A 23,422-nucleotide genomic window follows, 5' to 3' on the forward strand; every position below is an offset into this window, starting at 1 on the left:
GGACCGGCGAATGACCGGTTCCGGATACTGCTGCGGCGTAGCGTCACGATAACCGAGCGTTAAGCCGCGAGGCAAGGGATGCGAAAATTTTTCACGGATGTGAACGCGACTGGTCCACTGTGGACGATGAAGATTGCCTGAAGGCGGCCGAAAATCCGCTGGAGCGGCAGGAGTCTCCGTTGGACTGTCCACTATGGACGCCAGCGAGAGCCGCCAGCGCACGTTAAAGACATGGTAAACTCGCCCCGAGATGACGACTGCTGCCGCCGCTTCCGCGCCGCGGCACCGGTCCATCCTCGTCCTGGTGCTCGCCGCGCTGCTCCTGCTCGGCGTCGCGGTCCCCGGCCCGGGACCGTCCGGCCCGCGTCCGCACGACCCCGAACCGGCCCTGGTCCAGGAACAGGGCCCGCATCTCGTCGCCGCGCACCCGCTGCCGCTCGCCGACGCCCCGGGCGAGATCCGTCTTGCCCGGCCGGGCTGGTGCACCGTCCCGGTTTCCGCCGCATCGCCGGTGGAACTGGACCGCGCCCCCGCACCCGCCGCAGCGCGGGCCCCTCCTGATTGCTGAGTACCCGTTTCCCGCCTGTACCCGGCTCTCAAGAGGATTTCATGAGCAACGGTCATGCTTTGCTGGCCGTCGGCGGCGCGTTTCTCGCCGCCGGCGCCCTCGCCCGCGTCGGCGCCCGGATCGGGCTGCCCACGATTCCCCTGTTCATGCTGGCCGGTTTCGTCTTCGGCCCGCACACCCCCGGACTGTCCCTTGTGGACGACCCGGCCGAGTTCGGCGTGCTGGCCGGGCTCGGCCTCGTGTTCCTGCTCTTCTATCTCGGACTGGAGTTCTCGCTCGACGACCTCGCCCACGGCGGCGCCAGACTCGCCTGGGCGGGGCTGGCCTACCTCGTGCTGAACATCGGCGGCGGGCTCGCGTTCGGCTTCGCGCTCGGCTGGGGCACGCGCGAGGCGCTGGTGATCGCCGGCGCGATCGGCATCTCGTCCTCGGCGATCGTCACCAAACTGCTCCTGGAAACCCGGCGGATGAACAACCGGGAATCCCGCCTCGTCATGGGCATCGTCGTGCTGGAAGACCTGTTCCTCGCGCTGTACCTGGCGCTGTTGCAGCCGGTGCTGAGCGGTGCCGACGGATTCGGCGCGGCGCTCGCCGACTTCGGCAAGGCGTTCGGCTTCCTGCTCGTGCTCGCCGCGCTGGCTCGCTGGGGCGGACGGCTGGTGTCGCGCCTCTTCGGCTCAGCGGATGACGAGCTGCTCACCGTCTGCTTCGTCGGCGTCGCCGTGCTCGGTGCCGCGGTGGCCGAGGAAGTGGGCGTTTCCGACGCGATCGGCGCGTTCATGGTCGGCATGATGCTCGGCAATTCCCAGGTCGCGCCGCGGGTGCACAAGCTGGTGCTGCCGCTGCGGGACGCGTTCGGCGCGCTGTTCTTCTTCATCTTCGGGCTGTCGATCGACCCGGGCACGGTCGGCACGGTCGTCCTCCCGGTCATCGCCGCGGTCGTGCTGACGCTGGTGCTGAATCTCGCCGCCGGAGCGTTCGCCGCCCGGCTGCACGGCTTCGACCGGCAGGAAGGCGTGAACATCGGCCTGACCGTGCTGACCCGGGGCGAGTTCTCGCTGGTCCTGGCGACGATGGCGACCGCGGCCGGGCTCGACTCGCGGGTCGCCCCGTTCGTCGCCGGATACGTGCTGCTCCTGGCCGTGATCGGACCGCTCGCCGTGCTCCGCTCGGAGCGGCTGACCTGGCTGCTTCCGGCCAAGCTCGTGCGGCCGCGCCCGGCCCCGGTGTCGTGAACGGGGGAGCGGCGGCTGTCACTCGCGGCATATTCGGAAGCCACGACGGTCACGCACGGCTATCCTTGGCCCAAGTATGTCCACTCCATCCCCCTTCGCAGAGCTGCGCGCCCAGCTGCCCGAACTGATGCTGCGCGACGAGTACCGGCTCCGTCGTCGTCTCGACGGCGCACGCCGGTCTCGTGCCAAGCAGGAGACGGCCGAGCGCATCGCCGCCGATGTCGAAACGGCGCTGCTGCGCGTGCAGCAGCGCCGCGAAAGCGTGCCGAAGATCGAGTACCCCGCCGAGCTGCCGGTCAGCAGGCTCAAGGACGAGATCGGCGACGCGATCCGCGACCACCAGGTGGTGATCGTCGCGGGGGAGACCGGTTCGGGCAAGACCACGCAGCTGCCGAAGATCTGCCTGGAGCTGGGTCGCGGCGTGCGCGGGCAGATCGGGCACACCCAGCCGCGCCGGCTCGCCGCGCGCACGGTCGCCGACCGGATCGCCAGCGAGCTGAAGACCGAACTGGGCGACACCGTCGGCTACAAGGTCCGGTTCACCGATCAGTCCGGCCAGGACACCCTGGTCAAGCTGATGACCGACGGCATCCTGCTGGCCGAGATCCAGACCGACCGGATGCTGCGCCAGTACGACACGCTGATCATCGACGAGGCGCACGAGCGCAGCCTCAACATCGACTTCATCCTCGGCTACCTCAGGCAGCTGCTGCCGCGCCGTCCCGACCTGAAGGTGATCATCACCTCGGCGACCATCGACCCGGAGCGGTTCTCGCGGCATTTCGACGACGCGCCGATCGTCGAGGTCTCCGGCCGGACTTACCCGGTCGAGGTGCGCTACCGCCCGCTCGTGGACCCGGACGAGCCCGAGGGCGACCCGGACCGCGACCAGACGCAGGCGATCGCCGAGGCGGTGCAGGAGCTGTCCGGCGAGGCGCCGGGCGACATCCTCGTGTTCCTTTCCGGCGAGCGCGAAATCCGCGACACCGCGGACGTGCTGAACCGGCTGGACCTGCGGAACACCGAGGTGCTGCCGCTGTACGCGCGGCTCTCCGCGGCCGATCAGCACCGCGTGTTCCAGCGGCACACCGGACGCAGGATCGTGCTGGCCACGAACGTCGCCGAGACGTCGCTGACCGTGCCCGGGATCAAGTACGTGATCGACCCGGGCACCGCGCGCATCTCGCGCTACAGCCACCGCACGAAGGTGCAGCGGCTGCCGATCGAGGCGGTCTCGCAGGCGTCGGCCAACCAGCGCAAGGGGCGTTGCGGGCGTACCTCCGACGGCATCTGCATCCGGCTGTACTCCGAGGAAGACTTCGAATCGCGGCCGGAGTTCACCGATCCGGAGATTCTGCGGACGAACCTGGCGTCGGTCATCCTGCAGATGACGTCGCTCGGGCTCGGCGACATGAACGCGTTCCCGTTCGTGGAGCCGCCGGACCGCCGCCAGGTCACCGACGGCGTGCAGCTGCTGCAGGAACTCGGCGCGTTCGAGACCGGCGATTCCTCGAAGCTCACCGAGGTCGGCCGCAAGCTCGCGCTGCTGCCGGTGGACCCGCGGATGGGCCGGATGGTGCTGGAGGCCGCGCGGAACGGCTGCGTGCGCGAGGTGATGATCATCGCCGCCGCACTGTCCATTCAGGACCCGCGCGAGCGGCCGGCGGAGAAGCAGCAGGCCGCCGACGCGCAGCACTCCCGGTTCGCGGACCCGACGTCGGACTTCCTCTCCTACCTCAAGCTGTGGGAGTACGTCAGCGAACAGCAGAAGACGTTGACCGGCAACCAGTTCCGCCGGATGTGCCGCACCGAATACCTGAACTACCTGCGGATCCGCGAGTGGCAGGACATTTTCGGCCAGCTGCGCCAGCTCGCCAAACCGCTCGGCATCACGCTCAGCACCACGCCCGCCGAACCGCAGCACGTGCACACGGCGCTGATTTCCGGGCTGCTGTCGCACATCGGGCTCAAGGACCCGGCGAAGGGCGACTACCTCGGCGCCCGCGGGGCCCGGTTCTCGGTGTTCCCCGGTTCGGCGCTGTTCAAGAAGCAGCCGCGCTGGGTGATGTCGGCCGAGCTGGTCGAGACGTCGCGGCTGTGGGGCCGGGTCAACGCGCGGATCGAGCCGGACTGGGTCGAACCGCTGGCGCAGCACGTGGTGAAGCGTTCGTACTCGGAGCCGCACTGGGAGCGCAAGCAGGGCGCGGTGATGGCGACCGAGAAGGTGACGCTGTACGGCGTGCCGCTTATCGCGGACCGGCGGGTGAACTACGGCCGGATCGACCCGGAGATCTCGCGCGCGATGTTCATCCGGCACGCGCTCGTCGAAGGCGATTGGCACACGAACCACCGGTTCTTCGCCGAGAACCGCGCGCTGCTCGACGAGGTCGAGGATCTGGAGAATCGTGCCCGGCGGCGCGACATCCTGGTGGACGACCAGACGCTGTACGAGTTCTACGACGCGCGAGTGCCTGAGGACGTCGTGTCCGTGCGGCACTTCGACAGCTGGTGGAAGAAGGCGCGGCGGAACGAGCCGGACCTGCTGTCGTTCGAGAAGTCCATGCTCATCAACGAGGTCGCGGGCGCGGTCCGCGAATCGGACTACCCGGACTCGTGGACGCAGGGCACGCACGTCTTCAAGCTGACCTACCAGTTCGAACCCGGAGCGGACGCCGACGGCGTGACCGTGCACATCCCGCTGCCGGTGCTGAACCAGATCACGCCGGACGGCTTCGACTGGCAGGTGCCCGGCCTGCGCGGCGATCTGGCGACGCAGCTGATCAAATCGCTGCCGAAAACGTTGCGGCGCAACTTCGTTCCCGCTCCCGACACCGCCGCTGACGCGTTGACGCGAATGTCCCCTTCGGACGGTCCGCTGCTCGACATCCTCGGCGACGAACTGCACGCGATGCGCGGCATCGACGTCCCGCATTCGGCGTGGGACCTCTCGACGGTGCCGGACCACCTCCGGATCACCTTCCGCGTGGTGGACGAGCGCGGCAAGCGGGTGGCAGAGGGCAAGGACCTGGACGAGCTGAAGCGCCGTCTCGCGCCGCGGGTGCGGGAGACTATTTCCAAGGCTGCCAACAGCATTGAGAAGGCCGGTCTGGTGCAGCCGTCGTTCGGCGAGCTGCCGAAGGTCTTCGCTTCGACCCGGCGCGGCCACGACGTGAAGGCGTATCCGGCGCTGGTGGACGAGGGCGCGTCGGTGGCCGTGCGGCTGCTGGACACGCCCGCCGAACAGCAACACGCGATGTGGTCCGGCACGCGGCGAATGCTGCGGCTGAACCTGAACTCGCCGATGAAGTTCATTACGCGGTCGCTGTCGAACTCCTCGAAGCTCGTGCTGAACCGCAATCCGCACGGCAGTGTCGCGGGCTTGCTGGAGGATTGCGTCGACTGCGCCGTCGACGCACTGATGGCTTCTGCGGGCGGCCCGGTCTGGGACGAGGCGGGTTTCGCCGCGCTGCTGGAAAGGGTGCGTGCGGGCTTGAACCCGAAGGTGCTGGAGGTGTTGACGGAGGTCGAGCGGATCCTGCGCGCGGCCATCGACGTCGAAACGCGCCTGGCGGACACCCGCGGCCCGGCCGAGTCGCTGGCGGACATCCGTCGTCAGCTGGATGGCTTGGTGCACAAGGGCTTCGTGACGGAAACGGGTGCCGGACGGCTGTCGAACGTGGTCCGGTACCTGCGCGGCATCGAGCGGCGACTGGAGAAACTGCCGCTGGAGCAGACGCGGGACTTGCAGCGGATGGCCGACGTCGCGTGGATCACGAAGGAATACCAGGACGCGTTGGCTGCTTTGCCGCCCGGGACGTCTTCGCCCGCGCTGGCGGAGGTGCGGTGGATGATCGAGGAGCTTCGGGTGAGCTTCTTCGCGCAGACATTGGGGACGGCGCATCCGGTTTCGCTGAAGCGAATCACCAAGGCGTTGGACGACGCGCTGGCCTGAGGATCACTTCACCAGGAGCGTGACGGTGGCGGCGCTGGCTGAAACCGTGCCTGCGGCGGCGGAAAGCGAAGCTGCCACTCCGTTCAGGTTGCTGAGCATTCTTCGGAGCGCTTTCGCCGGAGCTTGCTCCTTGAACGCCATCTTGAGCTTCTGCCATTTGTGCTGCCGGAGGTGGCAGCCGAGCAGGATGCCGTTGGCGTTGTTGCGGCAGAACTCGTTCTTCCGGGTAGGCGCGCAACACCAGGTCGGTGCTTGAAAGAGGCCGTAGAGCACCACGAAGGCCGACAGGACCGCGATGACGCCGGGCCCGATCGCCGGGATCGCCCACAGGGCGATGACCGCGATAAACGCCAGAAAGCTCCAAAGACTGCTGTTTTTGCTTTTCCTCTTTCTCCCCGCCATGGAGCACGAAGGTACTGATCATCGGCGCCTGGCGGATAGCGCCTTTGCGGTGGAATATCCCGTGACGAGTGCGACCGACGGCAACACCGCGTTCCCCCGAACGGATTTCCCGGATGCCGCCATGTGGTTGATGGGAAACCTGGGTCAGCTGATCACTTCGCCTCCGCATAATTGTCCACCGATTTCGCGTCCATGGGAAATCGCACCGGGCACGCCTCTCCGAAGACCAGCCTCGCGGCTTCCTGGATCGACGTCTCCACGATGTCCGCGACCTCGTCCGCCAGCTCGGCAGGCGCGTGCACGATCACCTCGTCGTGCAGGAAGAACACCAAATGCGCCGGATCCGGCAGCCGTCCGCGCAAAGTGGCCAGCAAGACCGCGGTCAGATCAGCCGCGCTGGCCTGCACCACGAAGTTCCGCGTGAACCGTCCCCAGCTGCGCGACGCTCGCCGCGCGCGGGTTTCCGTTGCCTCGTCCTCGGTGAGCCCACCGGTCAAGGCGCGCCAAGCAGCCGACGGAGCCGGAGACGTACGGCCCAGCCTCGACCGGACCCGCTCGCCCCGCTCACCCGCGGCGGCGGCATGCTCCACATAGGACACCGCGTCCGGGAAACGCTGGCGCAGCAACGCGAGCAGCGGCCCAGCCTCGCCAGACGTGCCGCCGTACATCGCGGACAGCATGGCGATCTTCGCGCGCGAACGGTCGTCTCGCGTGTCCCCGGGGCGGAGCGGGACATAGCGCGTGCCGGAGAACAGCGCTTCGGCCAAGCGGGCGTACAAATCGGTCGCCGCGGCGACCTCGGCCAGGCGGCGGTCGCCGGACAAAGCGGTGAGGACGCGCGGCTCGAGTTGTGCGCCGTCGGCGACGACGAGTTTCCAGCCGGGATCCGCGGACGCGCAGGAACGCAGCGCGCGTGGGATCTGCAGGGCTCCGCCGCCCCGGGTGGCCCAGCGGCCGGACACGACGCCGCCGACGACGAAGTGCGGCCGGAATCGTCCGTCGGCGACCCATTCGTCCAGCCACGCCCAGCCGTTGGCCGAATGCAGCCGCGACAGTTCCTTGTACTCCAGCAGGGGCGCGACGGCGGGGTGGTCGATGTCCTGCAGCAGGTACTTCCGCGCCGCCGGGATTTCGATCCCCTCTCTGGCCAGCGCGCGGACGACGCTGGCCGACGAGTCGGGGTTGACGGGCCGTCCGCCCAGCGCCGCGGAGATTTTCGCGGCGAGGTCGACGAGGGCTTTCGGGCGCTGACCAGCGGGGACGCGCGGTCCCAGGCGTTCTTCCAGCAACTGCAGATGCCGGTCGGCGCGCCAGGGGAGCCCGGCGGCGGAGATCTCGGCGGCGGCCAGCGCGCTCGCCGATTCGGCCGCGAGCAGCAGCCGCATCCGGGCGGGGGCCTCGGTGGCGGCGACGCGTTTCTCCTGCTCAGCCAGGACCCGGCGGGCCGCGGCAACGACCGTGACGCCCGCTGGCAGGCCGGGGCCGCGCGGGGAGAACAGCGTGGGCTGGGCGTCCTCGCCGAAGGCCGGTCCGTCGTCGGGCGGTTCCTCCCCGTTCGCCCGGGCCCACGCTGCCCGCAGGCTGCGCGATTCGCCCTCCCGGCCCTCGTAGGCGAGCAGCAGTCCTTCGGCGAGCGACAGGTCGTAGCACCGGCCCAGCCGCACCCCGGCCTTGACCAGCGCGGGGTAGATCTCCTCGACCGAGGGCAGCACCCAGCGCGGGCTCTCGGCCGCTTCCAGCCGACGTACCTCGTCGGCCCAGTCGGCGCGCGACAGCCCGCGGAGGGTCCCCGCGGGGCCCTCGATCGTGTAGCCGGACTCTTCCTCCCGGCCGGTGATCACCTGCACCGTCACATTGTGCGGACCAGCACCGACAATTTCCGCACAGCGGTTCGCGACGGGCTCATCGAGGGACTCAGATTCCCTCGTGGAGCCCTTCGCGGACAGCCAGTGACCGGTACCGGAGATTTCCTCCCCGGCCGGGCACTGGTGCGCGGCCGGGCCTTGCTTTACTGTCGAGTAACTCCCATACCGGCGGTACGGAGACCGTCGGCGTGGGCGCTCCCGCAGCAGCAATGGAGGTGCCCGGATGAGTGTGGCCGAGCTGGCCGGCCAGGTGGCAGGCAAGCTGACCGAGACCGTGCGCAGCGTCGAGGTGATGCGCCGCGCCGGGCTGGTGCCGTTCCCCCGCCTCGACGAGGGCCTGCGTTCCCTCGTCGCGATCCGCAAGTACGGCCCGTTCGCCGGCGCGAACCACATCGCGGCCCGGCGCGATTCGACGGCCGTCGGGATCGTCGACGACCTCGGCCCGCTCACCTTCAAACAGCTCGACGACCAGTCCAACGCGCTCGCCCGCGCCTGGTCGCAGCGCGGCCTCGGCCCCGGTTCGGTGATCGCCGCGCTGTGCCGCGACCACCGCGGGCTCGTGCTCACGATGGCCGCCTCGGGCAAGCTCGGCGCGCGGCTGCTGCTGATGAACACCGGGTTCGCCAAGCCGCAGTTCGCCGACGTCGCCAAGCGCGAGGGCGTCACCGCGCTCGTCTACGACCAGGAGTTCACCGGCCTGCTCGACGCGATCGACGGCGACCTCGACCGCTACCTGGCCTGGGTGGACCAGCCGGGCGGCCACGAGATCCCGGTGCTCGCCGAGATCATCGCCAGCACCGACGACCGCCCGGTGCCCGCGCCCGCCAAAGCCGGCGGATTCGTGCTGCTCACCAGCGGCACCACCGGCACCCCCAAGGGCGCGCCGCGACCGCACACGTCCGCGCTGGCGTCGGCGCAGTTCCTGGACCGCATCCCGCTGCGCTCCGGCGAAGCGACCTTCATGGGCGCGCCGCTGTTCCACGGCACCGGACTGTCGCAGTTCATCCTCAGCTTCGCGCTCGGCTGCACGGTGGTGATGCGCCGGAAGTTCGACCCGGAAGCGACGCTGAAGGGCGTCGCGACGCATCGGTGCACCGCGCTCGTTCTGGTGCCGACGATGCTGCAGCGGATCGTCGACCTGCCAAAGGAAGTCCGCGATCGCTACGACACGTCGTGCCTGCGGATCATCTTCGTCGCCGGGTCCGCGCTGTCGCCGGATCTCGGCAACCGGGCGAACGAGGAATTCGGCGACGTCGTGCACAACCTGTACGGCTCCACGGAAGTCGCGGTGGCGACGGTCGCGACGCCGGAGGACTGGAAGCGCGCGCCAGGCACGGTCGGCCGCGCGCCGGTCGGCTGCCGCGTCGCGCTGTACGACGAGCGCGGCGCCAAGGTCACCGAGCCGCACGTGACCGGACGGGTGTTCGTCGGCAGCGGGCTGAGCTTCGGCGGCTACACCGACGGCCGCAACAAGGAAATCATCGACGGTCTCCTCTCCAGCGGCGACGTCGGCCACTTCGACGAGGACGGCCTGCTGTTCATCGACGGCCGCGACGACGAAATGATCGTCTCCGGCGGCGAGAACGTGTTCCCGATCGAGGTGGAAAACCTGTTGGTGGAACGGGAAGACGTCCTCGAGGCGGCGGTGATCGGCGTCGAGGACCCGGACTTCGGCGAGCGGCTCAAGGCTTTTGTGGTGCGCACGGAGGGTTCGACGCTCGATGAGGACGGCGTGCGCGAGTATGTGAAGGCGAATTTGGCGCGCTACAAGGTGCCGCGGGATGTGGAGTTCTTGGACGAGCTTCCGCGCAACGCGACGGGGAAGGTGTTGCGGACCAAGCTCAGCTGAGCGGGATCACTGAAAGAAGCCTCGCAGGTAAGGATCTGCGAGGGCGCGGATCTCGGCGAGCGTCCCAGGGGCGACGGTGCGGCCGTCGCGCATGAACGCCATCGCGTCGGCGTACCCGGTCTCGGCAAGCAGCGAGCCGTCGTGGGTAATGGCCAGCACGGCGGCACCAGCATCGGCATAGGCGCGCAGGGTGGCCCACACCTCGTAGGCGGTGCCGCGGTCGAGGGAGGCGCTGGGTTCGTCCGCCACGAGCAGATCCGGTTCGAACAGCAAGGCCGCCGCGAGCGCGGCCCGCTGGATTTGCCCGCTGGAATGCTGGTGCGGATAAAGATCCAGGGTCTCCTCGGGACAGACCGCTGCCTTGCAGGCGTCCTCGACGCTCCGGCCACGATAGAGCTGCTGCCGCTCGTCCAACTGCGCGCCGACGGTTCGCTCCGCGGCGAACGCCGCGACCCCGGACTGAGGCACCAGTCCGACGCTGCCACGAACGCACATCTCCCCAGTTTTGTGTGCAACCGAAGGAAGCGAACCCGTCAACGCCGCCGCGACCATCGATTTGCCGCACCCGGATTCGCCGAGCAAGGCGGTAATCCGCCCCGGCGGCACCACAAGACACACCGAGTCCAGAACCGTCTCGCGCCACCGTCCCGTGTCGACCAGAACGGTCAGCTCTCGCAGTTCGGCCGCCGGATTCACGAACCCCAGCCGATGCCGAAAATCCCCGGCCCGAAGTCCAGCGCGATCGCGTGCACCCCATTGCCGCTGTCGAGCCGCAGCCGACGCCGAGCGGGCGCTTCGTCGGTGGCGTTCGCGTACTGCCAGCAGCGGGCGGGCACGGCTGTCGGATCGAAGCGGACCTCCAGCAGGTACTCGCGGACCGGGCGGCGGAATTCCCGGTAGTGGGTCGCCCGGCACTGCGGATACGGCGGCCCGGAGTTGCGCAGGGTGTACTCGATGAGGTGCGTCTCGCCGCGTTCCAGCGCGCGGTCGAAGAGCAATTCGGCCACCAGGATGCCGTGGTCGTCGTCCACTTCGGCGCGTCCGACGCGGCAGTTGCGCACCGGCTGCAAGTCGGGCACCGCGGTCGCGTCACCCTGTGCGTACACCAGCAGCCAGCGGTCCTGACCGTCCGCACCGGACTGGAACACCGCGCGCGAGGTGACCGCGAGCTGGCCTCCGTCGGCCGCGATGTCGCAGCGGTCGTGCAAACCGACGAGCTTCAGCTGGTGCTGCTGGTCCAGCGCGTCGGGGGCACCGACGCGGTCCAGCAGCGGCTGGAGGATCTCGCGGGTGAAGGTGACCGGTTCCTCGCCCGCCCGGTCGCGCCTGCTCGCGCCGCGCGGACGAGGCGGCGGCAGAAGACCGAGCAGCGCGTCGTCGGGGACGTCGAGGATTTCCTCCAGCACCCGCACCGCCGACAGCGATCCGGCCCGTTCCGGCTGGCGTTTGCCCGACTGCCAATAGCTGAGCGCGGTGACGCTCACCGTCGCGCCGCGGGCGCGCAGCCGGGCTTGGATCCGGTCCAGGGAAAGCCCGCTGGCTCCGATCGCGGCGCGCAGCGCGCTCGCGAAGGCGGTCCGGGCGCCTCCGTCGGCGTCCGGACCCGCGTGGTCCGCATGTCGCTGCGCCATTTCTCGTCGACCGCCCCCAGTGGTAACCGACCGTGCCGAGTCCGACACAGGCACGGTAGCAGCCGCCGGACCAGGTTGTACCGCCGTACCACTCCGGCGAACGGGCTAGTACTGGCAACTGTGAACCATTGCCCTGACCTGCACGGTCGCGCTTCCATGGCCAGGACGGAACGCGCCGCCCCCGGCGCGTCCGGAGCCTCGGCCCCGGCAGCGCGGACCGCGCCCCGCGCCCGGCCGGCGGCCGCGCCCGGAACCGGTGGCCCGGCATGCCCCCAGAAGCCGGGCCACCGGTCATCCGCGCCGGACGAGCCTGGCTTGCGCGGGCGGCCGAAGCGGCAGACCATGAGCCCGATCCCCGTCAGCGGGGCGGTTTCCCTCGATCGCAGGTGATCGGAATGGCGAAATTCCTTCTGCTTTACCGCGCCGATCAGTCGGCCGCGGAGCGCATGGCCCAGGCGACGCCGGAACAGCAGGCCGCCGGGATGCAGGCTTGGATGGCGTGGTTCGCCAAAGCGGGCGACGCAGTGGTGGACGGCGGCGCGCCCACCGCGGGCGGCGACGGCACGATCGGCGGGTATTCGATCGTGCAGGCCGATTCGGCGGACGCGGTGCGGGGCCTTCTCGAGGGGCATCCGCACACCGAGATCGGCACGATCGACGTGCTGGAAATCCTTCCTCCGCCGGGGGCGTGAAATGGCTGAGCCGGAGTTCGACGGCAAGTGCGCGTTCGCACTGAGCCTGGGGCCGGCGGGGAAGGCGCCCGCGGGCAAAGCGCAGCACGCGCTGGAGGTCGACGGCAAGACGTACTACTTCTTCGGGGCGGTGCCGAAGCTCCTGTTCCGGCTGATTCCCGGCAGCCGGGAGCGGGCCGAGCGGAGGTGGGCGGCGAGGTGAGCCGCGGGAGCACCCGGTTGGTTACCAGCGGGTAGGCTCCGGTCATGGTCCTGCGGCAGAACATCCTGATCACCGGAGCCAGCTCCGGTCTCGGCGAGGGAATGGCCCGGCAGTTCGCCGCTCGCGGCCGCAATCTCGCGCTGTGCGCCCGGCGCACCGAACGGCTCGACGACCTGGCCGCGCAGCTGCGCGAGGCGTACCCGGGCATCACCGTCGCGACGCGCGCGCTCGACGTCACCGACCACGCGCGCGTCTTCGACGTGTTCGAGGAATTCCGGACGGAGCTCGGCAGGCTCGATCGTGTGATCGTCAACGCCGGACTCGGCAAGGGACAGCCGGTCGGCGCGGGCCGGTTCGACGCCAACCTGCAGACCCTCGAAACCAACCTCGTCGGCGCGGTGGCCCAGATCGAGGCGGCGGCGGGCATCTTCCGCGAGCAGCGCGACGGGCATCTGGCGGTGATCTCGTCGTTCATGGCGCTGCGCGGTTTTCCCCGGAATCTCACCGCGTACTCCGCGTCGAAGGCAGGGATTTCCGCGTTCGCCGAGGGCGCGCGGCTGGAGCTGAGCAGCCACGGCATCACGGTCACCGACATCCGGCCCGGCTACATCAGCTCCGAGATGACCGCGCGCTCGACCAAACCCAATCCGCTGATGGTGTCGGCCGAAGCCGGAGCGCATGCGCTGGTCAAGGCGATCGAAGCGGAGCCGAAGCGCGCGTACGTGCCTTCGTGGCCCTGGGTGCCGCTGAGTCTCGCGGTACGCTTGGCCCCTGGCCGGTTGCTGCGGATGTTTTCCTGACGGGACGGGCGTAAATGGGTGCGATCTACCTGATCCGGCACGGGCAGGCGTCGTTCGGCGCGGCGGATTACGACGCCTTGTCGCCGCTCGGTTTCGAACAGTCCACATTGGTCGGTGCGGAGCTGAAACGGCGCGGAGTCGAGTTCGCGCAGGTGCGCTCGGGAACGCTGGCCCGCCAGCGGGACACCGCGGCGACGGCGTTGAAGGTGCTCGGCTGCGACGTGCCGGTGATCGAGGACGAACGCTGGAACGAATACGACCACGTCGACATCGCGGCGCACCACGCGGGCGGTGCGCCGCAACAGGATTCGCGCGAGTACCAGCGGTTGCTGGACGCCGCGCTGACCGCGTGGGTCGACTCCGGCGACACCGGCCCGTGCGCGGAAAGCTGGCACGCTTTCCTCGGCCGCTGCACGGCGGCGCTGGCGGAACTGGCCGGTTCGCTGGGCAAGGGCGAAAACGGGCTCGTGTTCACCTCCGGCGGGGTGCTGGGCGCGGTCGCCGGATCGCTGCTGGGCACGCCGGGGCCCGGGCTGCTGAAGCTGAACCGCGTCACCGTGAACACCGGAATCACGAAGCTGACGTCCGGTCGCGGCGGGGTGAACCTGTTGTCCTTCAACGAGCATCCGCATCTCGAAGGCGAGAACGCGCGGCTGCTCAGCTACCGGTAGGAGGCCGGCGTGCAGTTCGGTGAGGTCACGGTCGTCCCGGTGAACGGGCACGGTCCGGAAGACGTGGTCGTGGACGCCGAGGGCCGGGTCTACACCGGCGTCGACGACGGCCGGATCCTGCGGCTTTCGCCGGACGGGCGGCGGATCGACTTGATCGGCGACACCGGCGGCCGTCCCCTGGGACTGGAACTGTACGGCGACGACGAACTGCTGATCTGCGACGCCCGCGCCGGATTGCTCACCATGCCGCTGGCCGGCGGCGAGACCACGACCCTCGCGACGTCCGGTGCCGGGCTGGATTTCGTGTTCTGCAACAACGCCGCGGTCGCCGCCGACGGCACGGTCTACTTCACGGATTCCTCGCGTCGCTTCGGCATCGACAACTGGCGCGACGATCTCATCGAACAGACCGCAGGAGGACGGCTGCTGCGCCGCGCGCCGGACGGCCACATCGACCTGCTCGCCGACGGTCTCCAGTTCGCGAACGGCGTCGCGCTGCCGCCCGACGAATCCTTTGTGGCGGTTGCCGAAACGGGCGCGTGCCGGGTGAGCCGGGTCTGGCTGACCGGCCCGCGCGCGGGCGACCAAGACGTCCTGATCGACGATCTGCCGGGCTTCCCGGACAACATCGCGACCGGTTCGGACGGGCTGATCTGGATCACCGAGGCCAGCCCGCGCATCCGTGCCCTCGACGTCGTGCGCCGTCTGCCGCGCGCGGTCCGGACGGCGGTGCGCGCTCTGCCGGACGCGGTGCAGCCCGCGCCGAAACGCCGGGTGGGCGCGGTGGCGGTCACGCCGGACGGTTCGGTGGTGCGGGAACTGCGCGGCGAGATCCCGGGATTCCACCTGCTGGTGGGCATCCGCGAGTACCACGGACGGCTGTGGTTCGGCTCCCTGGAAGAAAACGCGATCGCCTACACCGACCTCTGATCAGCTTTCTTGACTCTCACACCGTGTCAGGCGGTCGACTCTAAGACGTCATGTTCACTATCGGAGACTTCGCCCGGCACGGCCGCGTCTCGGTCCGCATGCTGCGGCACTACGACTCGACCGGACTGCTGCGCCCGGCCCACGTCGACCCCGCAACCGGTTACCGCTACTACGCCGCCGCCCAGCTGGCGCGCCTCAACCGCGTCCTCGCGCTCAAGGATCTCGGCTTCACTCTCCAGCAGGTCCAGGAGATCCTCGACGAGAAGGTCACCGCTGAGCAGCTGGGCGCCATGCTGCGGCTGCGGCGGGCTGACCTGGAGGCGGCGATGGCGGCAGCGGCGGCCCGGCTGGTCCGGGTCGAGGCGAGGCTCCGCGCGATCGAAAGCGAGGGGCACATGCCCGAGAACGACGTCGTCATCAAGAGCGTCCCCGCCGTGCGGGTGGCGGAGCTGACCGCGATCGCCGCGAGTTTCGAGCCCGAGGACATCGGCCCGGTAATCGGACCGCTCTACGAAGAGCTTTCCCGGCGGCTGGACGCGGCGGGCATCGCGTGCACCGGACCCGGAGTTGCCTATTACGAGGACGTTCCGGAGGCCGACGGCAAGGTCGTCGTCCACGCCGCCGTCGAGGTTTCCGCCCCGCCGCGGGACGGCGACGTCCGGGTCCACGACCTGCCGCCGCTGGACCGAGCGGCGGCCATCGTGCACCGCGGTTCGATGGAGACGATCGACCCGGCGGCCCAAACCTTGGCCCGCTGGATCGACGCCAACGGCTACCAGTCGACCGGCTATCCCCGCGAGGTCAACCTGGAGTGCCCGGAAAACCGCGACGACTGGGTGACGGAACTCCAGGCGCCGGTGACCCGTTCCTGATCAGCTGTCCTTCACGGACGGTCAGCGGCCGGTCCACTGCGGACTGCGACCGGCGGCCCAGGCGGCGTAGAACTCCTTGTGGTCCTTGGCGGTCATCAACAACGCCTGCGTGATGGCTTCCAGTTCGATCGAGCTGCCGAGGTCGCTGTCGAGTTCGCGGGTCAGCAGCACCTTCGTGGTGGAGTACGCCAGCGCCGGGCCGTCCGCGAGCCGCCGGGCCAGCGCGGCGGCCTCGTCGGCCAGTTCGGCGTCCGGCACCACGCGGTTCGCCAGCCCGATCGCTTCGGCGCGCGCGGCGGGGAGTTTGTCGCCCAGCATCAGCAATTCCGTCGCGCGCCCGAGGCCGACCAGGCGCGGCAGCAGGTACGCCGAACCCATGTCCGCGCCCGCCAAGCCGACCTTCGTGAACAGGAACGCGAACTTCGCCGATTCGGCCAGCAGCCGGAAATCGCTCGCCAGCGCGAGGACGGAACCGGCACCCGCCGCGACGCCGTTGATCGCCGCGATGATCGGGATCGGCGTTTCGCGCATCGCTTTCACCACCGCGCCGGTCATCCGGGTGAATTCGAGCAGTTCCGCGGTGTCCATTTTCTGCAGCTCGCCGATGATTTCCTCGACGTCGCCGCCCGAGCAGAATCCGCGGCCCTTCCCGGTGAGCACGAGCACCCGCACGTCGCCGCGATGCGGCAATTCGGCGACGAGGTCGCGCAGGTCGGCGTAGACGTCGAAGGTGAGCGCGTTGAGCTTTTCCGGACGGTCGAAGGTCACCGTCGCGACCCCGTCGTCCACGGTGAACTCGAAGTGCTCCCACGATTTCGTGAGCGGGACACTGGCGCGGAACGGGCTCATTTCTGGATTCCTCCACCGTCGAGTACGAGAGTCTGTCCGTTGATCGCGGCCGCCTCCGGGGCGGCGAAAAACTCCACGGCGTAAGCGATTTCGCCGGGTTCGAGCAGCCGTCCGAGCGGGGAGGCGGCGGCGAGCGCGGCTTCCGCGTCGGCTTCGTCGCGGCCGGTGCGTTCGCGGATCCGGGCCACCGAGGTCGCAGTCATGTCGGTGCGGACGAACGACGGACACACCGCGTTTGACGTGACGCCGGTGCCAGCCACCTCTGCCGCCACCGCCCGCATCAAGCCGACCGCCGCGTGCTTCGACGCGGTATAGCCCGACGTATAGCGCGCGCCAGCCAAGCCCGCCGTCGACGCGACCGTGACGATCCGTCCGAAGTCGCGCTCGCGCATCCCCGGCAACACCGCGCGGGTGCACAGAAACGCGCCGGTCGCGTTCACCTCGAACTGGCCGCGCCAATCGTCGAGCCCCGTCTTCGCCAGCGGCGCGCTCGACGACACGCCAGCGTTGTTGACCAGCACATCGACCGGTCCGAGCTGGGCGAAGTACGCGCGGACGGCGGCCTCGTCGGTCACGTCGCACTCGGCGCGGCCGGGGGAGTGCACTGTCGCGCCGGCGCTGCGGAACCGTTCGGCGACGGCCGCGCCGATGCCGCGCGTGCCGCCGGTGACCACGACAACTCGGTCCGAAAAACTGCTCACTCCCGAAAGCTACACTGCAGCGGGCTGAGGTGTATAGAGTTGCCTCGTGCCCGACACCGAACCCGCTCGCACGCCCCAGGAGCTCGTGATGACGCTGCTGGGCAGCTACGTGCGCCCGCGCGAGAGCAAGCGCGTGTGGTCCGGCGGCCTCGTCGCGCTGCTGCACGAGCTGGGGTTCTCCGACGGCGCGGCCCGGATCGCGCTGACCCGGCTGGTGCGCCGCGGCCTGCTGTCCCGGCATCGCGAGGGCAGACTGGTGCACTACTCGCTGACCGCCCGCACGGTCGCCCTGCTGGACGACGGCGACCGGCGGATCTTCGGCCTCGGCCGCCGCGACGAACCGGCCGGGACCTGGACCGTGTTGTGGCAGAACATCCCGGAAACCCGCCGCAAATCCCGCGAACGGCTGGTGCGGCGGCTGCGCTTTCTCGGTTTCGGCCCGGTCCAGGACGGCACCTGGCTCGCCCCGCACGACCGCGAGGCCGAGGTGCTCGCGGTGCTCGCCGAACTCGAAGTCGCCGAGCACGCCGGGCTGATGCTCGGCACGCCGTCCGCCGCCCTGGACGTGCGCCGGCTCGCCGGACGGGCCTGGGACCTCGACGGACTGTCCGCCCGCTACGCCGCGTTCGTCGTCGAATTCGGCGACTGTCCAGGCGATCTCAGCGACGCGCAAGCGTTCGCCGTCCGCACCCGCCTGGTGCACACCTATCGCGAATTTCCTTCGCTCGACCCGGAATTGCCGTCCGAACTGATCCCGGCGCCGGAAACCCGCGACGCCGCGGTCAAGCTGTTCCACGACCTGTATTCGGCGCTCGCGCCACCCGCGCAGCGCCACTTCGACCGAACCCTGTCCACGAGATGAGGAACCCGATGGCCGGAACCGACGACACGCAAGCCGCGCTGAGTTACACGTCCTACCTGGCGCTCGACGAGGTGCTCTCCGCACAGCGCACGCGCTCGGACGAACACGACGAACTGCTGTTCATCGTGATCCACCAGGTCTACGAACTGTGGTTCAAGCAGATCCTGCACGAGGCCGCGTTCCTGCAGGAGAACCTCGAAGCGGGCAACACCGCGCATTCGATCCGCACGCTGCGCCGCATCCTGACCGTGCTGAAGGTGGTGGTCGCGCAGATCGACGTGCTGGAGACGATGACGCCCAGCCAGTTCACCAGCTTCCGCGCCCGCCTCGACGCGTCGAGCGGCTTCCAGTCCGGCCAGTTCCGCGAGCTGGAGGCGGTGCTCGGCCGCCGCGACGAGCGCGTGTTCGCGCACTACCCGGACGGCGGCGAGCAGCGCACCCGGATCGCCGACGCGATGCGCCGTCCGTCGGTGTTCGACTCGTTCCTCACGTATCTGTCCGGAAAGGGCTACCCGGTGGCCACCGACCGCGACGTCACCCGGCCGATCGAGGCGTCGCCGGAGCTGCAGGAAGTGCTGCTGAAGGTGTACCAGGACGACGGCGGCCCGTCGGTGCTCGCCGAGGCGCTGGTCGACCTCGACGAGGGCCTGCAGGAATGGCGCTACCGGCACGTGAAGATGGTCGAACGCACGATCGGCGACAAGACCGGCACCGGCGGCTCGTCCGGCGCGACCTACCTGCGCACCACCCTGTTCAACCCGATGTTCCCGGACCTGTGGGCCGTCCGGAGCCGGTTGTGACCACAATGGAATCCTTGCGCGCCAAGGAAAACGCGCTCGCCCCGCACTACTCGCGGTTCCGTGTCGCCGACCGGTTGCTGCTGTCCGCGCATTCGCACCAGGCCTGGCCGGACGTCGCCGAAGAGGGCCTGCGCGAAGCGTTCGCCGACGCCGCGGAGGAGGTGGACGAGAAGTGGGGCCGGGCGTTCGCGAAGGCCGACGAGCTGCGGAACGGATTCCGGCAGTGGCTGTCCGATCCGCACGGTGATTACGCGCTCGGCCAGAACACGCACGAGCTCGTGCTGCGCTTTCTGTCCGCGATCGAGCTGCGGAAGCGGCCGCGTTTGGTGACCACGGACGGAGAATTCCACACTCTGCGCCGTCAGCTCACCCGGTTGGCCGAGGAGGGTGTCGAGGTCGTCCGCGTGCCCGCCGCGCCCGTGGCCACTTTGGCCGAACGGCTCGCCGACCAGGTCGACGACCGCACCGCCGCGGTGCTCACGTCGGCAGTGCTGTTCGAGACGTCCTGGATCGTGCCGGGCCTCGCGCACCTGGCGGAAACCTGCCGGAGCCGCTCGGTCGAGCTGGTCGTCGACGCCTACCACGCGGTCGGCGCGGTCCCGTTCCCGCTGCACGACCTCGGCCTCACCAACGCGTGGGTCCTCGGCGGCGGCTACAAATACCTGCAACTCGGCGAGGGCAACTGCTTCCTGCGCCTGCCCGCGCACGCGCAAGAGCTGCGCCCGGTGATTACCGGGTGGTACGCGGAATTCGGTGCTCTCGCCGACGAACGCCGACCAGACGAAGTCGCCTACGCCCCCGGAGGCGACCGGTTCGCCGGAGCCACGTACGACCCGTCGAGCCACTACCGCGGTGTGCGGGTGCAGCGGTTCTTCGCCGACGAAGGACTCACCGCCGAGTTCCTGCGCGAGGTGTCGCAGCACCAAGTCGGACTGCTCGCCCGCTGCTTCGACGACCTCGGTCTCCCCGACGACGTCGTCACCCGCGATCGAGAAACCCCGCTCGACGGCATCGGCGGCTTCCTCTCGCTGCGCAGCCCGGTCGCCGGACAGCTGTGCGAACGCCTGGCCGCGCGCGGCGTCCGGACCGACAGCCGGGGCCATTACCTCAGGTTCGGCCCGGCGCCGTACCTGTCGGATGAACAGCTCGAGACCGCGATTTCCACACTTCGGGAAGCTGTCGCGGATCTGGGGTGAAGCTCCCGGGATGCGGGTGGTGGCACGGAGAACGGCGAAGTAGGTTGACGGTGTGCACCAGTGAGCGGGCAACCCCCGCTCTCCGGTGCGCACCGTTCACACATTTGCGCGGCCACGAGCCGCGTGGGAGACAAAGGAGTCACCACCGTGACCGAAGGCGTGTTCGGCCGGCACAGCGGCCATGAACAAGTCGTGTTCTGCCACGACGAGGCCAGCGGGCTGAAAGCCATCATCGGCATCTACTCCACCGCTTTGGGCCCGTCCCTCGGCGGCACCCGGTTTTACCCCTACGCCACCGAAGACGCCGCGCTGGACGACGTTCTCGCGCTCTCCAAGGGAATGGCGTACAAGAACGCACTCGCCGGACTCGACCTCGGCGGCGGCAAGGCCGTCATCATCGGCGACCCGAACACGCTGAAGTCCGAAGCGCTGCTGCGCGCTTTCGGCCGGTTCGTGGATTCGCTCGGCGGCCGGTACATCACCGCCTGCGACATGGGCACCTACGTGCGCGACATGGACGTCGTCGCCCGCGAGACCCGGCACGCCACCGGCCGCTCCCCAGAAGACGGCGGGGCCGGCGACTCCTCCGTGCTCACCGCTTTCGGCGTGTACCAGGGAATGTGCGCTTCGGCGGACCAGGTCTGGGGCGTCCCCGAACTGACCGGCCGCCGCGTCGGCGTGGCCGGGGTCGGCAAGGTCGGCCACATCCTCGTCGGCCACCTGGTCGAAGCTGGTGCCCACGTAGTGATCACCGATGTCGCACCCAGCGCGGTCGAACGCACTCGCGCGGCCTACCCCGGTGTCGAGGTGGTGTCCGATGTGGACACCATGATCGGCGCCGAACTGGACGTCTTCGCCCCGTGCGCGATGGGCGGCGTGCTCACCGACGAGACCGTGGCCGCCCTGCAAACCCGAATCGTCTGCGGCGCGGCGAACAACCAGCTCGCCCACCCCGGCGTCGACAAGCTGCTCGACGACCGCGGCATCCTGTTCGCTCCCGACTACCTGGTCAACGCAGGCGGCGTAATCCAGGTCGACGACGAACGGCACGGCTTCGACTTCGCCCGCGCCCAGCGCAAAACGGCGGCCATCTTCGACACCACGAAGGCGGTGTACGAACTGGCCAAGGCCGATGGCGTGCCTCCCGCTGCCGCCGCCGACCGCCTGGCCGAACGCCGGATGACCGACGTCGGCCGCCTGCGCTCGATCCTCACGGTGTAGCAAGGCAAACGGACGTGAGGGGAACCCTGAGGGAATCTGATTCCCTCAGGGTTCCCCTCACGACCATCGACCGGTCCGTGAAGGGCTCCTTGAAGGAATCAGATTCCCTCAAGGAACCCTTCACGGACCCGCCCGCCTGCTGTCGCCGGGATGCGCCCCAATGTGGCATTGGGTGCATCTGACGCACCCAATGTGGCGTTCGGTGCGTCGCATGCACCCAATGCCACATTGGGGCGTTAGCCCCAATCGCGAACCGCAGCCAGTGCACTCAACCATCGAGGCACCCACACCACCCCCGCACCCCGATACGAAGCCAAAACGCGGTCTGGGGTTGCTTGTCAAGGCATCTTTCCCGCCTTGACAAGCAACCCCAGACCGTAGTCACAATCAAGCTTCGGGGCGCCCCCACGCACCCACGAACTCACTAAGAAGAGCGGCGATCAGCCACTCTTACGCCGAAAAGTCCGCTTGTTAGCAGCAGGTCCATGCGCATGCTGCCCCTGCTGCCCGGCGTTCTCGTGCGCGGCCCCTTCCCGGGACTTCGCCTGCTTCCGCTCGAGCGCCTCGCGGAACTTCCGCTTGACGTCGCCCTCCCCGTCGCTGGGTGCCGGTTGCGCTTCACTCATGGCTGACCTCCGAAGGTGACGACGTGATACCCCGTCAGCCTGGCGCCCTTCGCGCACGTTGGCGAGCCATTTCAGAGTGATGCCACCCGGCGGTGGCCAGCTTCGACAGCCTTCCGCGGCTCCGGCACGACAGCCTCGGCGAAGACCGGGCGAACCCGCTGAACGGTGCGCCATCCGGCGCCGAGGACAAGCCCGAACCCGGCCGCACCAGCCAAGATCACCGCGACCCACCCCGTCGCCGCGTCGAAAAGCAGCTCGCCGGCCCGGCCGTAGGCGAACCCGGCTAGCACTGCCCACCCCACCGCGGCCACTCCGGCCGCCGCGAGCGGAGTCGTGATCACTGCCACTGCGCCGACCGCGATCGCCACGGCCGCCACGGCAAAACCGGGATGCGCAGTAGCGAGCCTCGCCGCGATCGCGGCCGCCACCACCGCCACACAACCGAGCGGGAAACCGAACCCGCCGACCAGCCGTCCTTCAGTACGCATGCCCCATGGCACCCCGCGCGGGCGCGTAAACGAGGGCGCGCGGACAGGTTCCGTACGCCCCGGCGCTCGTTTTTGACGGCTTCTTGACCTCGATCAGGCGCGGGCGGTCGCGCGGACGATCGCGGCCACGATCTCCGGCCAGAGCGGTTCCGGCAGGTCGTGCCCCATGCCCGGGATGATGACCAGTTCCGAGTCCGGGATCGCCGCCGCGGTGGCTTTCCCGCCGCTGACGTCGATCATCACGTCGGAGTCGCCGTGCAGCACGACCGTCGGCACCTGGACGTTGTGCAGTCGTTCAGTACGATCGCCCGACGCCATGACCGCGGCGGCTTGCCGCTGCATCCCGGCGGGGTGCCGTCCCCGGTCGTAGTTCCGGGTTGCCTTGCGCAGCAGGTATTCCTCGGTGGCCGGGTAGCCCGGCGACCCCGTCACGCGGTAGTTCGCGGCGCTCAGCGCGATCTGCTCGTCGCGCGTTTCCGGCACCGGCTTGGTGAGCGTCGCCAGCGCCGCGGGCGAGATCTGGCCGACCGACCGGTCGCCGGTCGTCGACATGATCGAAGTCAGGCTCAGCACCCGGTCCGGGTGGTCGAGCACGAGCTGCTGCGCGACCATCCCGCCCATCGAAGCGCCGACGACGTGCGCCTTCGCGAAACCGAGCGCGTCGAACAGCCCGACGGTGTCGTTCGCGAGATCCGACAGCAGGTACGGCGCCGGGGCGGTGCCCGTCACGATCCCGGGGAGATCCGGCGCGCCCAGCTCGTCGAACCAGGTGGACAGGCCCGCGTCGCGGTTGTCGAAGCGCACCACGTGAAAACCCTGGCTCGCGAGCAGCGCGCAGAATCCCTCCTCCCAGGTGATCATCTGGGCGCCGAGTCCCATCACCAGGACGATCGGCGGGGCAGCCGGATCGCCGAATGTGTCGTACTCGAGTTCGAGGCCGTTGGCCTGTGCGCGTGGCATGCCCCGATCATGCCGCAGCGCGGAACCGCGTGTGGCCGAGCCGGCGGGTT

The 23,422-nt window shown here is 69.4% G+C and carries 23 protein-coding genes; 14 read left to right on the plus strand and 9 right to left on the minus strand.

What is annotated here, in order from left to right; genetic code table 11:
* The first annotated feature begins 250 nt into the window (after positions 1-250).
* The 3 genes from AB5I40_RS39570 (at position 251) to hrpA (ending at position 5,755) form a co-directional block, all read left to right on the plus strand.
* Positions 251-568 (plus strand): hypothetical protein, encoded by a 318-nt coding sequence (locus tag AB5I40_RS39570; RefSeq protein ID WP_370935267.1) that lies wholly within the window; start codon positions 251-253, stop codon positions 566-568.
* Between the two features lie 41 nt (positions 569-609).
* Complete coding sequence (locus AB5I40_RS39575) at positions 610-1,803, plus strand: cation:proton antiporter (RefSeq protein ID WP_370935268.1); 1,194 nt, start codon at positions 610-612, stop codon at positions 1,801-1,803.
* A 76-nt stretch (positions 1,804-1,879) separates the two neighbouring features.
* Entirely contained in the window at positions 1,880-5,755 is a 3,876-nt protein-coding gene (hrpA, locus tag AB5I40_RS39580; protein WP_370935269.1) for an ATP-dependent RNA helicase HrpA, read from the plus strand.
* 3 nt (positions 5,756-5,758) lie between these two features.
* On the opposite strand, the gene AB5I40_RS39585 is transcribed toward hrpA, so the two are convergent.
* On the minus strand, positions 5,759-6,157 hold the full coding sequence (locus AB5I40_RS39585) for a hypothetical protein (RefSeq protein WP_370935270.1): 399 nt from the start codon (positions 6,155-6,157) through the stop codon (positions 5,759-5,761).
* Between the two features lie 152 nt (positions 6,158-6,309).
* Entirely contained in the window at positions 6,310-8,004 is a 1,695-nt protein-coding gene (locus AB5I40_RS39590) for a bifunctional 3'-5' exonuclease/DNA polymerase (protein ID WP_370935271.1), read from the minus strand.
* 241 nt (positions 8,005-8,245) lie between these two features.
* On the opposite strand from AB5I40_RS39590, the gene AB5I40_RS39595 reads away from it, so the two are divergent.
* A complete protein-coding gene (locus AB5I40_RS39595; protein WP_370935272.1) occupies positions 8,246-9,871 on the plus strand; it encodes an acyl-CoA synthetase in 1,626 nt (541 codons plus the stop codon).
* Between the two features lie 6 nt (positions 9,872-9,877).
* Here the strand turns inward: AB5I40_RS39595 and AB5I40_RS39600 are convergent, their stop codons facing one another.
* Positions 9,878-10,567, minus strand: coding sequence for an ATP-binding cassette domain-containing protein (locus tag AB5I40_RS39600; protein WP_370935273.1), 690 nt, complete (start codon positions 10,565-10,567; stop codon positions 9,878-9,880).
* Complete coding sequence (locus AB5I40_RS39605) at positions 10,564-11,502, minus strand: hypothetical protein (RefSeq protein ID WP_370935274.1); 939 nt, start codon at positions 11,500-11,502, stop codon at positions 10,564-10,566. Before AB5I40_RS39605 ends, AB5I40_RS39600 begins: the two co-directional genes overlap by 4 nt.
* A gap of 395 nt (positions 11,503-11,897) precedes the next feature.
* Between AB5I40_RS39605 and AB5I40_RS39610 the strand changes: the two genes are divergently transcribed.
* The 6 genes from AB5I40_RS39610 to AB5I40_RS39635 are packed head-to-tail and all read left to right on the plus strand — an operon-like array spanning position 11,898 to position 15,669.
* Positions 11,898-12,194 carry a YciI family protein gene (locus AB5I40_RS39610; protein ID WP_370935275.1) on the plus strand — a complete coding sequence of 99 codons (297 nt, stop codon included), beginning with the start codon at positions 11,898-11,900 and terminating at the stop codon, positions 12,192-12,194.
* Position 12,195: 1 nt separating this feature from the next.
* The gene (locus AB5I40_RS39615; RefSeq protein ID WP_370935276.1) at positions 12,196-12,396 is read left to right on the plus strand and encodes a hypothetical protein; all 201 of its coding nucleotides are present in this window, start codon (positions 12,196-12,198) and stop codon (positions 12,394-12,396) included.
* Positions 12,397-12,440: 44 nt separating this feature from the next.
* Positions 12,441-13,196 carry an SDR family oxidoreductase gene (locus AB5I40_RS39620; RefSeq protein ID WP_370935277.1) on the plus strand — a complete coding sequence of 252 codons (756 nt, stop codon included), beginning with the start codon at positions 12,441-12,443 and terminating at the stop codon, positions 13,194-13,196.
* Positions 13,197-13,210: 14 nt separating this feature from the next.
* Positions 13,211-13,867: a histidine phosphatase family protein gene (locus AB5I40_RS39625; protein ID WP_370935278.1), complete on the plus strand. Its 657-nt coding sequence runs from the start codon at positions 13,211-13,213 to the stop codon at positions 13,865-13,867.
* Positions 13,868-13,876: 9 nt separating this feature from the next.
* Positions 13,877-14,797: an SMP-30/gluconolactonase/LRE family protein gene (locus tag AB5I40_RS39630; protein ID WP_370935279.1), complete on the plus strand. Its 921-nt coding sequence runs from the start codon at positions 13,877-13,879 to the stop codon at positions 14,795-14,797.
* Between the two features lie 50 nt (positions 14,798-14,847).
* Complete coding sequence (locus AB5I40_RS39635; RefSeq protein ID WP_370935280.1) at positions 14,848-15,669, plus strand: MerR family transcriptional regulator; 822 nt, start codon at positions 14,848-14,850, stop codon at positions 15,667-15,669.
* Positions 15,670-15,690: 21 nt separating this feature from the next.
* On the opposite strand, the gene AB5I40_RS39640 is transcribed toward AB5I40_RS39635, so the two are convergent.
* Positions 15,691-16,518 carry an enoyl-CoA hydratase family protein gene (locus tag AB5I40_RS39640; protein WP_009081491.1) on the minus strand — a complete coding sequence of 276 codons (828 nt, stop codon included), beginning with the start codon at positions 16,516-16,518 and terminating at the stop codon, positions 15,691-15,693.
* A complete protein-coding gene (locus AB5I40_RS39645) occupies positions 16,515-17,219 on the minus strand; it encodes an SDR family NAD(P)-dependent oxidoreductase (protein WP_370935281.1) in 705 nt (234 codons plus the stop codon). Before AB5I40_RS39645 ends, AB5I40_RS39640 begins: the two co-directional genes overlap by 4 nt.
* Before the next feature lie 88 nt (positions 17,220-17,307).
* Here AB5I40_RS39645 and AB5I40_RS39650 point away from each other — a divergent pair, with 88 nt between their 5' ends.
* The 4 genes from AB5I40_RS39650 (at position 17,308) to AB5I40_RS39665 (ending at position 21,298) form a co-directional block, all read left to right on the plus strand.
* The gene (locus AB5I40_RS39650; protein WP_370940701.1) at positions 17,308-18,081 is read left to right on the plus strand and encodes a PaaX family transcriptional regulator C-terminal domain-containing protein; all 774 of its coding nucleotides are present in this window, start codon (positions 17,308-17,310) and stop codon (positions 18,079-18,081) included.
* A gap of 8 nt (positions 18,082-18,089) precedes the next feature.
* Entirely contained in the window at positions 18,090-18,881 is a 792-nt protein-coding gene (locus tag AB5I40_RS39655; RefSeq protein ID WP_370935282.1) for a tryptophan 2,3-dioxygenase, read from the plus strand.
* Positions 18,878-20,077, plus strand: coding sequence for a kynureninase (locus AB5I40_RS39660; RefSeq protein WP_370935283.1), 1,200 nt, complete (start codon positions 18,878-18,880; stop codon positions 20,075-20,077). The genes AB5I40_RS39655 and AB5I40_RS39660 overlap by 4 nt, the downstream gene beginning before the upstream one ends.
* Positions 20,078-20,224: 147 nt before the next feature.
* Positions 20,225-21,298 (plus strand): Glu/Leu/Phe/Val dehydrogenase dimerization domain-containing protein, encoded by a 1,074-nt coding sequence (locus AB5I40_RS39665; RefSeq protein WP_370935284.1) that lies wholly within the window; start codon positions 20,225-20,227, stop codon positions 21,296-21,298.
* Positions 21,299-21,738: 440 nt separating this feature from the next.
* Here the strand turns inward: AB5I40_RS39665 and AB5I40_RS39670 are convergent, their stop codons facing one another.
* The 3 genes from AB5I40_RS39670 to AB5I40_RS39680 form a co-directional block, all read right to left on the minus strand.
* Positions 21,739-21,924: a DUF5302 domain-containing protein gene (locus AB5I40_RS39670; RefSeq protein WP_344287092.1), complete on the minus strand. Its 186-nt coding sequence runs from the start codon at positions 21,922-21,924 to the stop codon at positions 21,739-21,741.
* 71 nt (positions 21,925-21,995) lie between these two features.
* Entirely contained in the window at positions 21,996-22,412 is a 417-nt protein-coding gene (locus AB5I40_RS39675; protein WP_370935285.1) for a hypothetical protein, read from the minus strand.
* A gap of 93 nt (positions 22,413-22,505) precedes the next feature.
* Entirely contained in the window at positions 22,506-23,372 is an 867-nt protein-coding gene (locus AB5I40_RS39680; protein ID WP_370935286.1) for an alpha/beta fold hydrolase, read from the minus strand.
* Between the last annotated feature and the right edge of the window lie 50 nt (positions 23,373-23,422).

The sequence above is a fragment of the Amycolatopsis sp. cg13 genome (assembly GCF_041346965.1).
Classification (GTDB): Bacteria; Actinomycetota; Actinomycetes; order Mycobacteriales; family Pseudonocardiaceae; genus Amycolatopsis.

Coding starts and splice junctions, on each gene's coding strand:
- AB5I40_RS39650 (WP_370940701.1), top strand. CDS start 17,308: ATGACGCTGCTGGGCAGCTACGTGCGCCCGCGCGAGAGCAAGCGCGTG.
- AB5I40_RS39620 (WP_370935277.1), top strand. CDS start 12,441: ATGGTCCTGCGGCAGAACATCCTGATCACCGGAGCCAGCTCCGGTCTC.
- AB5I40_RS39655 (WP_370935282.1), top strand. CDS start 18,090: ATGGCCGGAACCGACGACACGCAAGCCGCGCTGAGTTACACGTCCTAC.
- AB5I40_RS39640 (WP_009081491.1), bottom strand. CDS start 16,518: ATGAGCCCGTTCCGCGCCAGTGTCCCGCTCACGAAATCGTGGGAGCAC.
- AB5I40_RS39615 (WP_370935276.1), top strand. CDS start 12,196: ATGGCTGAGCCGGAGTTCGACGGCAAGTGCGCGTTCGCACTGAGCCTG.
- AB5I40_RS39680 (WP_370935286.1), bottom strand. CDS start 23,372: ATGCCACGCGCACAGGCCAACGGCCTCGAACTCGAGTACGACACATTC.
- AB5I40_RS39675 (WP_370935285.1), bottom strand. CDS start 22,412: ATGCGTACTGAAGGACGGCTGGTCGGCGGGTTCGGTTTCCCGCTCGGT.
- AB5I40_RS39625 (WP_370935278.1), top strand. CDS start 13,211: ATGGGTGCGATCTACCTGATCCGGCACGGGCAGGCGTCGTTCGGCGCG.
- AB5I40_RS39610 (WP_370935275.1), top strand. CDS start 11,898: ATGGCGAAATTCCTTCTGCTTTACCGCGCCGATCAGTCGGCCGCGGAG.
- AB5I40_RS39595 (WP_370935272.1), top strand. CDS start 8,246: ATGAGTGTGGCCGAGCTGGCCGGCCAGGTGGCAGGCAAGCTGACCGAG.
- AB5I40_RS39570 (WP_370935267.1), top strand. CDS start 251: ATGACGACTGCTGCCGCCGCTTCCGCGCCGCGGCACCGGTCCATCCTC.
- AB5I40_RS39635 (WP_370935280.1), top strand. CDS start 14,848: ATGTTCACTATCGGAGACTTCGCCCGGCACGGCCGCGTCTCGGTCCGC.
- AB5I40_RS39575 (WP_370935268.1), top strand. CDS start 610: ATGAGCAACGGTCATGCTTTGCTGGCCGTCGGCGGCGCGTTTCTCGCC.
- hrpA (WP_370935269.1), top strand. CDS start 1,880: ATGTCCACTCCATCCCCCTTCGCAGAGCTGCGCGCCCAGCTGCCCGAA.
- AB5I40_RS39670 (WP_344287092.1), bottom strand. CDS start 21,924: ATGAGTGAAGCGCAACCGGCACCCAGCGACGGGGAGGGCGACGTCAAG.
- AB5I40_RS39585 (WP_370935270.1), bottom strand. CDS start 6,157: ATGGCGGGGAGAAAGAGGAAAAGCAAAAACAGCAGTCTTTGGAGCTTT.
- AB5I40_RS39605 (WP_370935274.1), bottom strand. CDS start 11,502: ATGGCGCAGCGACATGCGGACCACGCGGGTCCGGACGCCGACGGAGGC.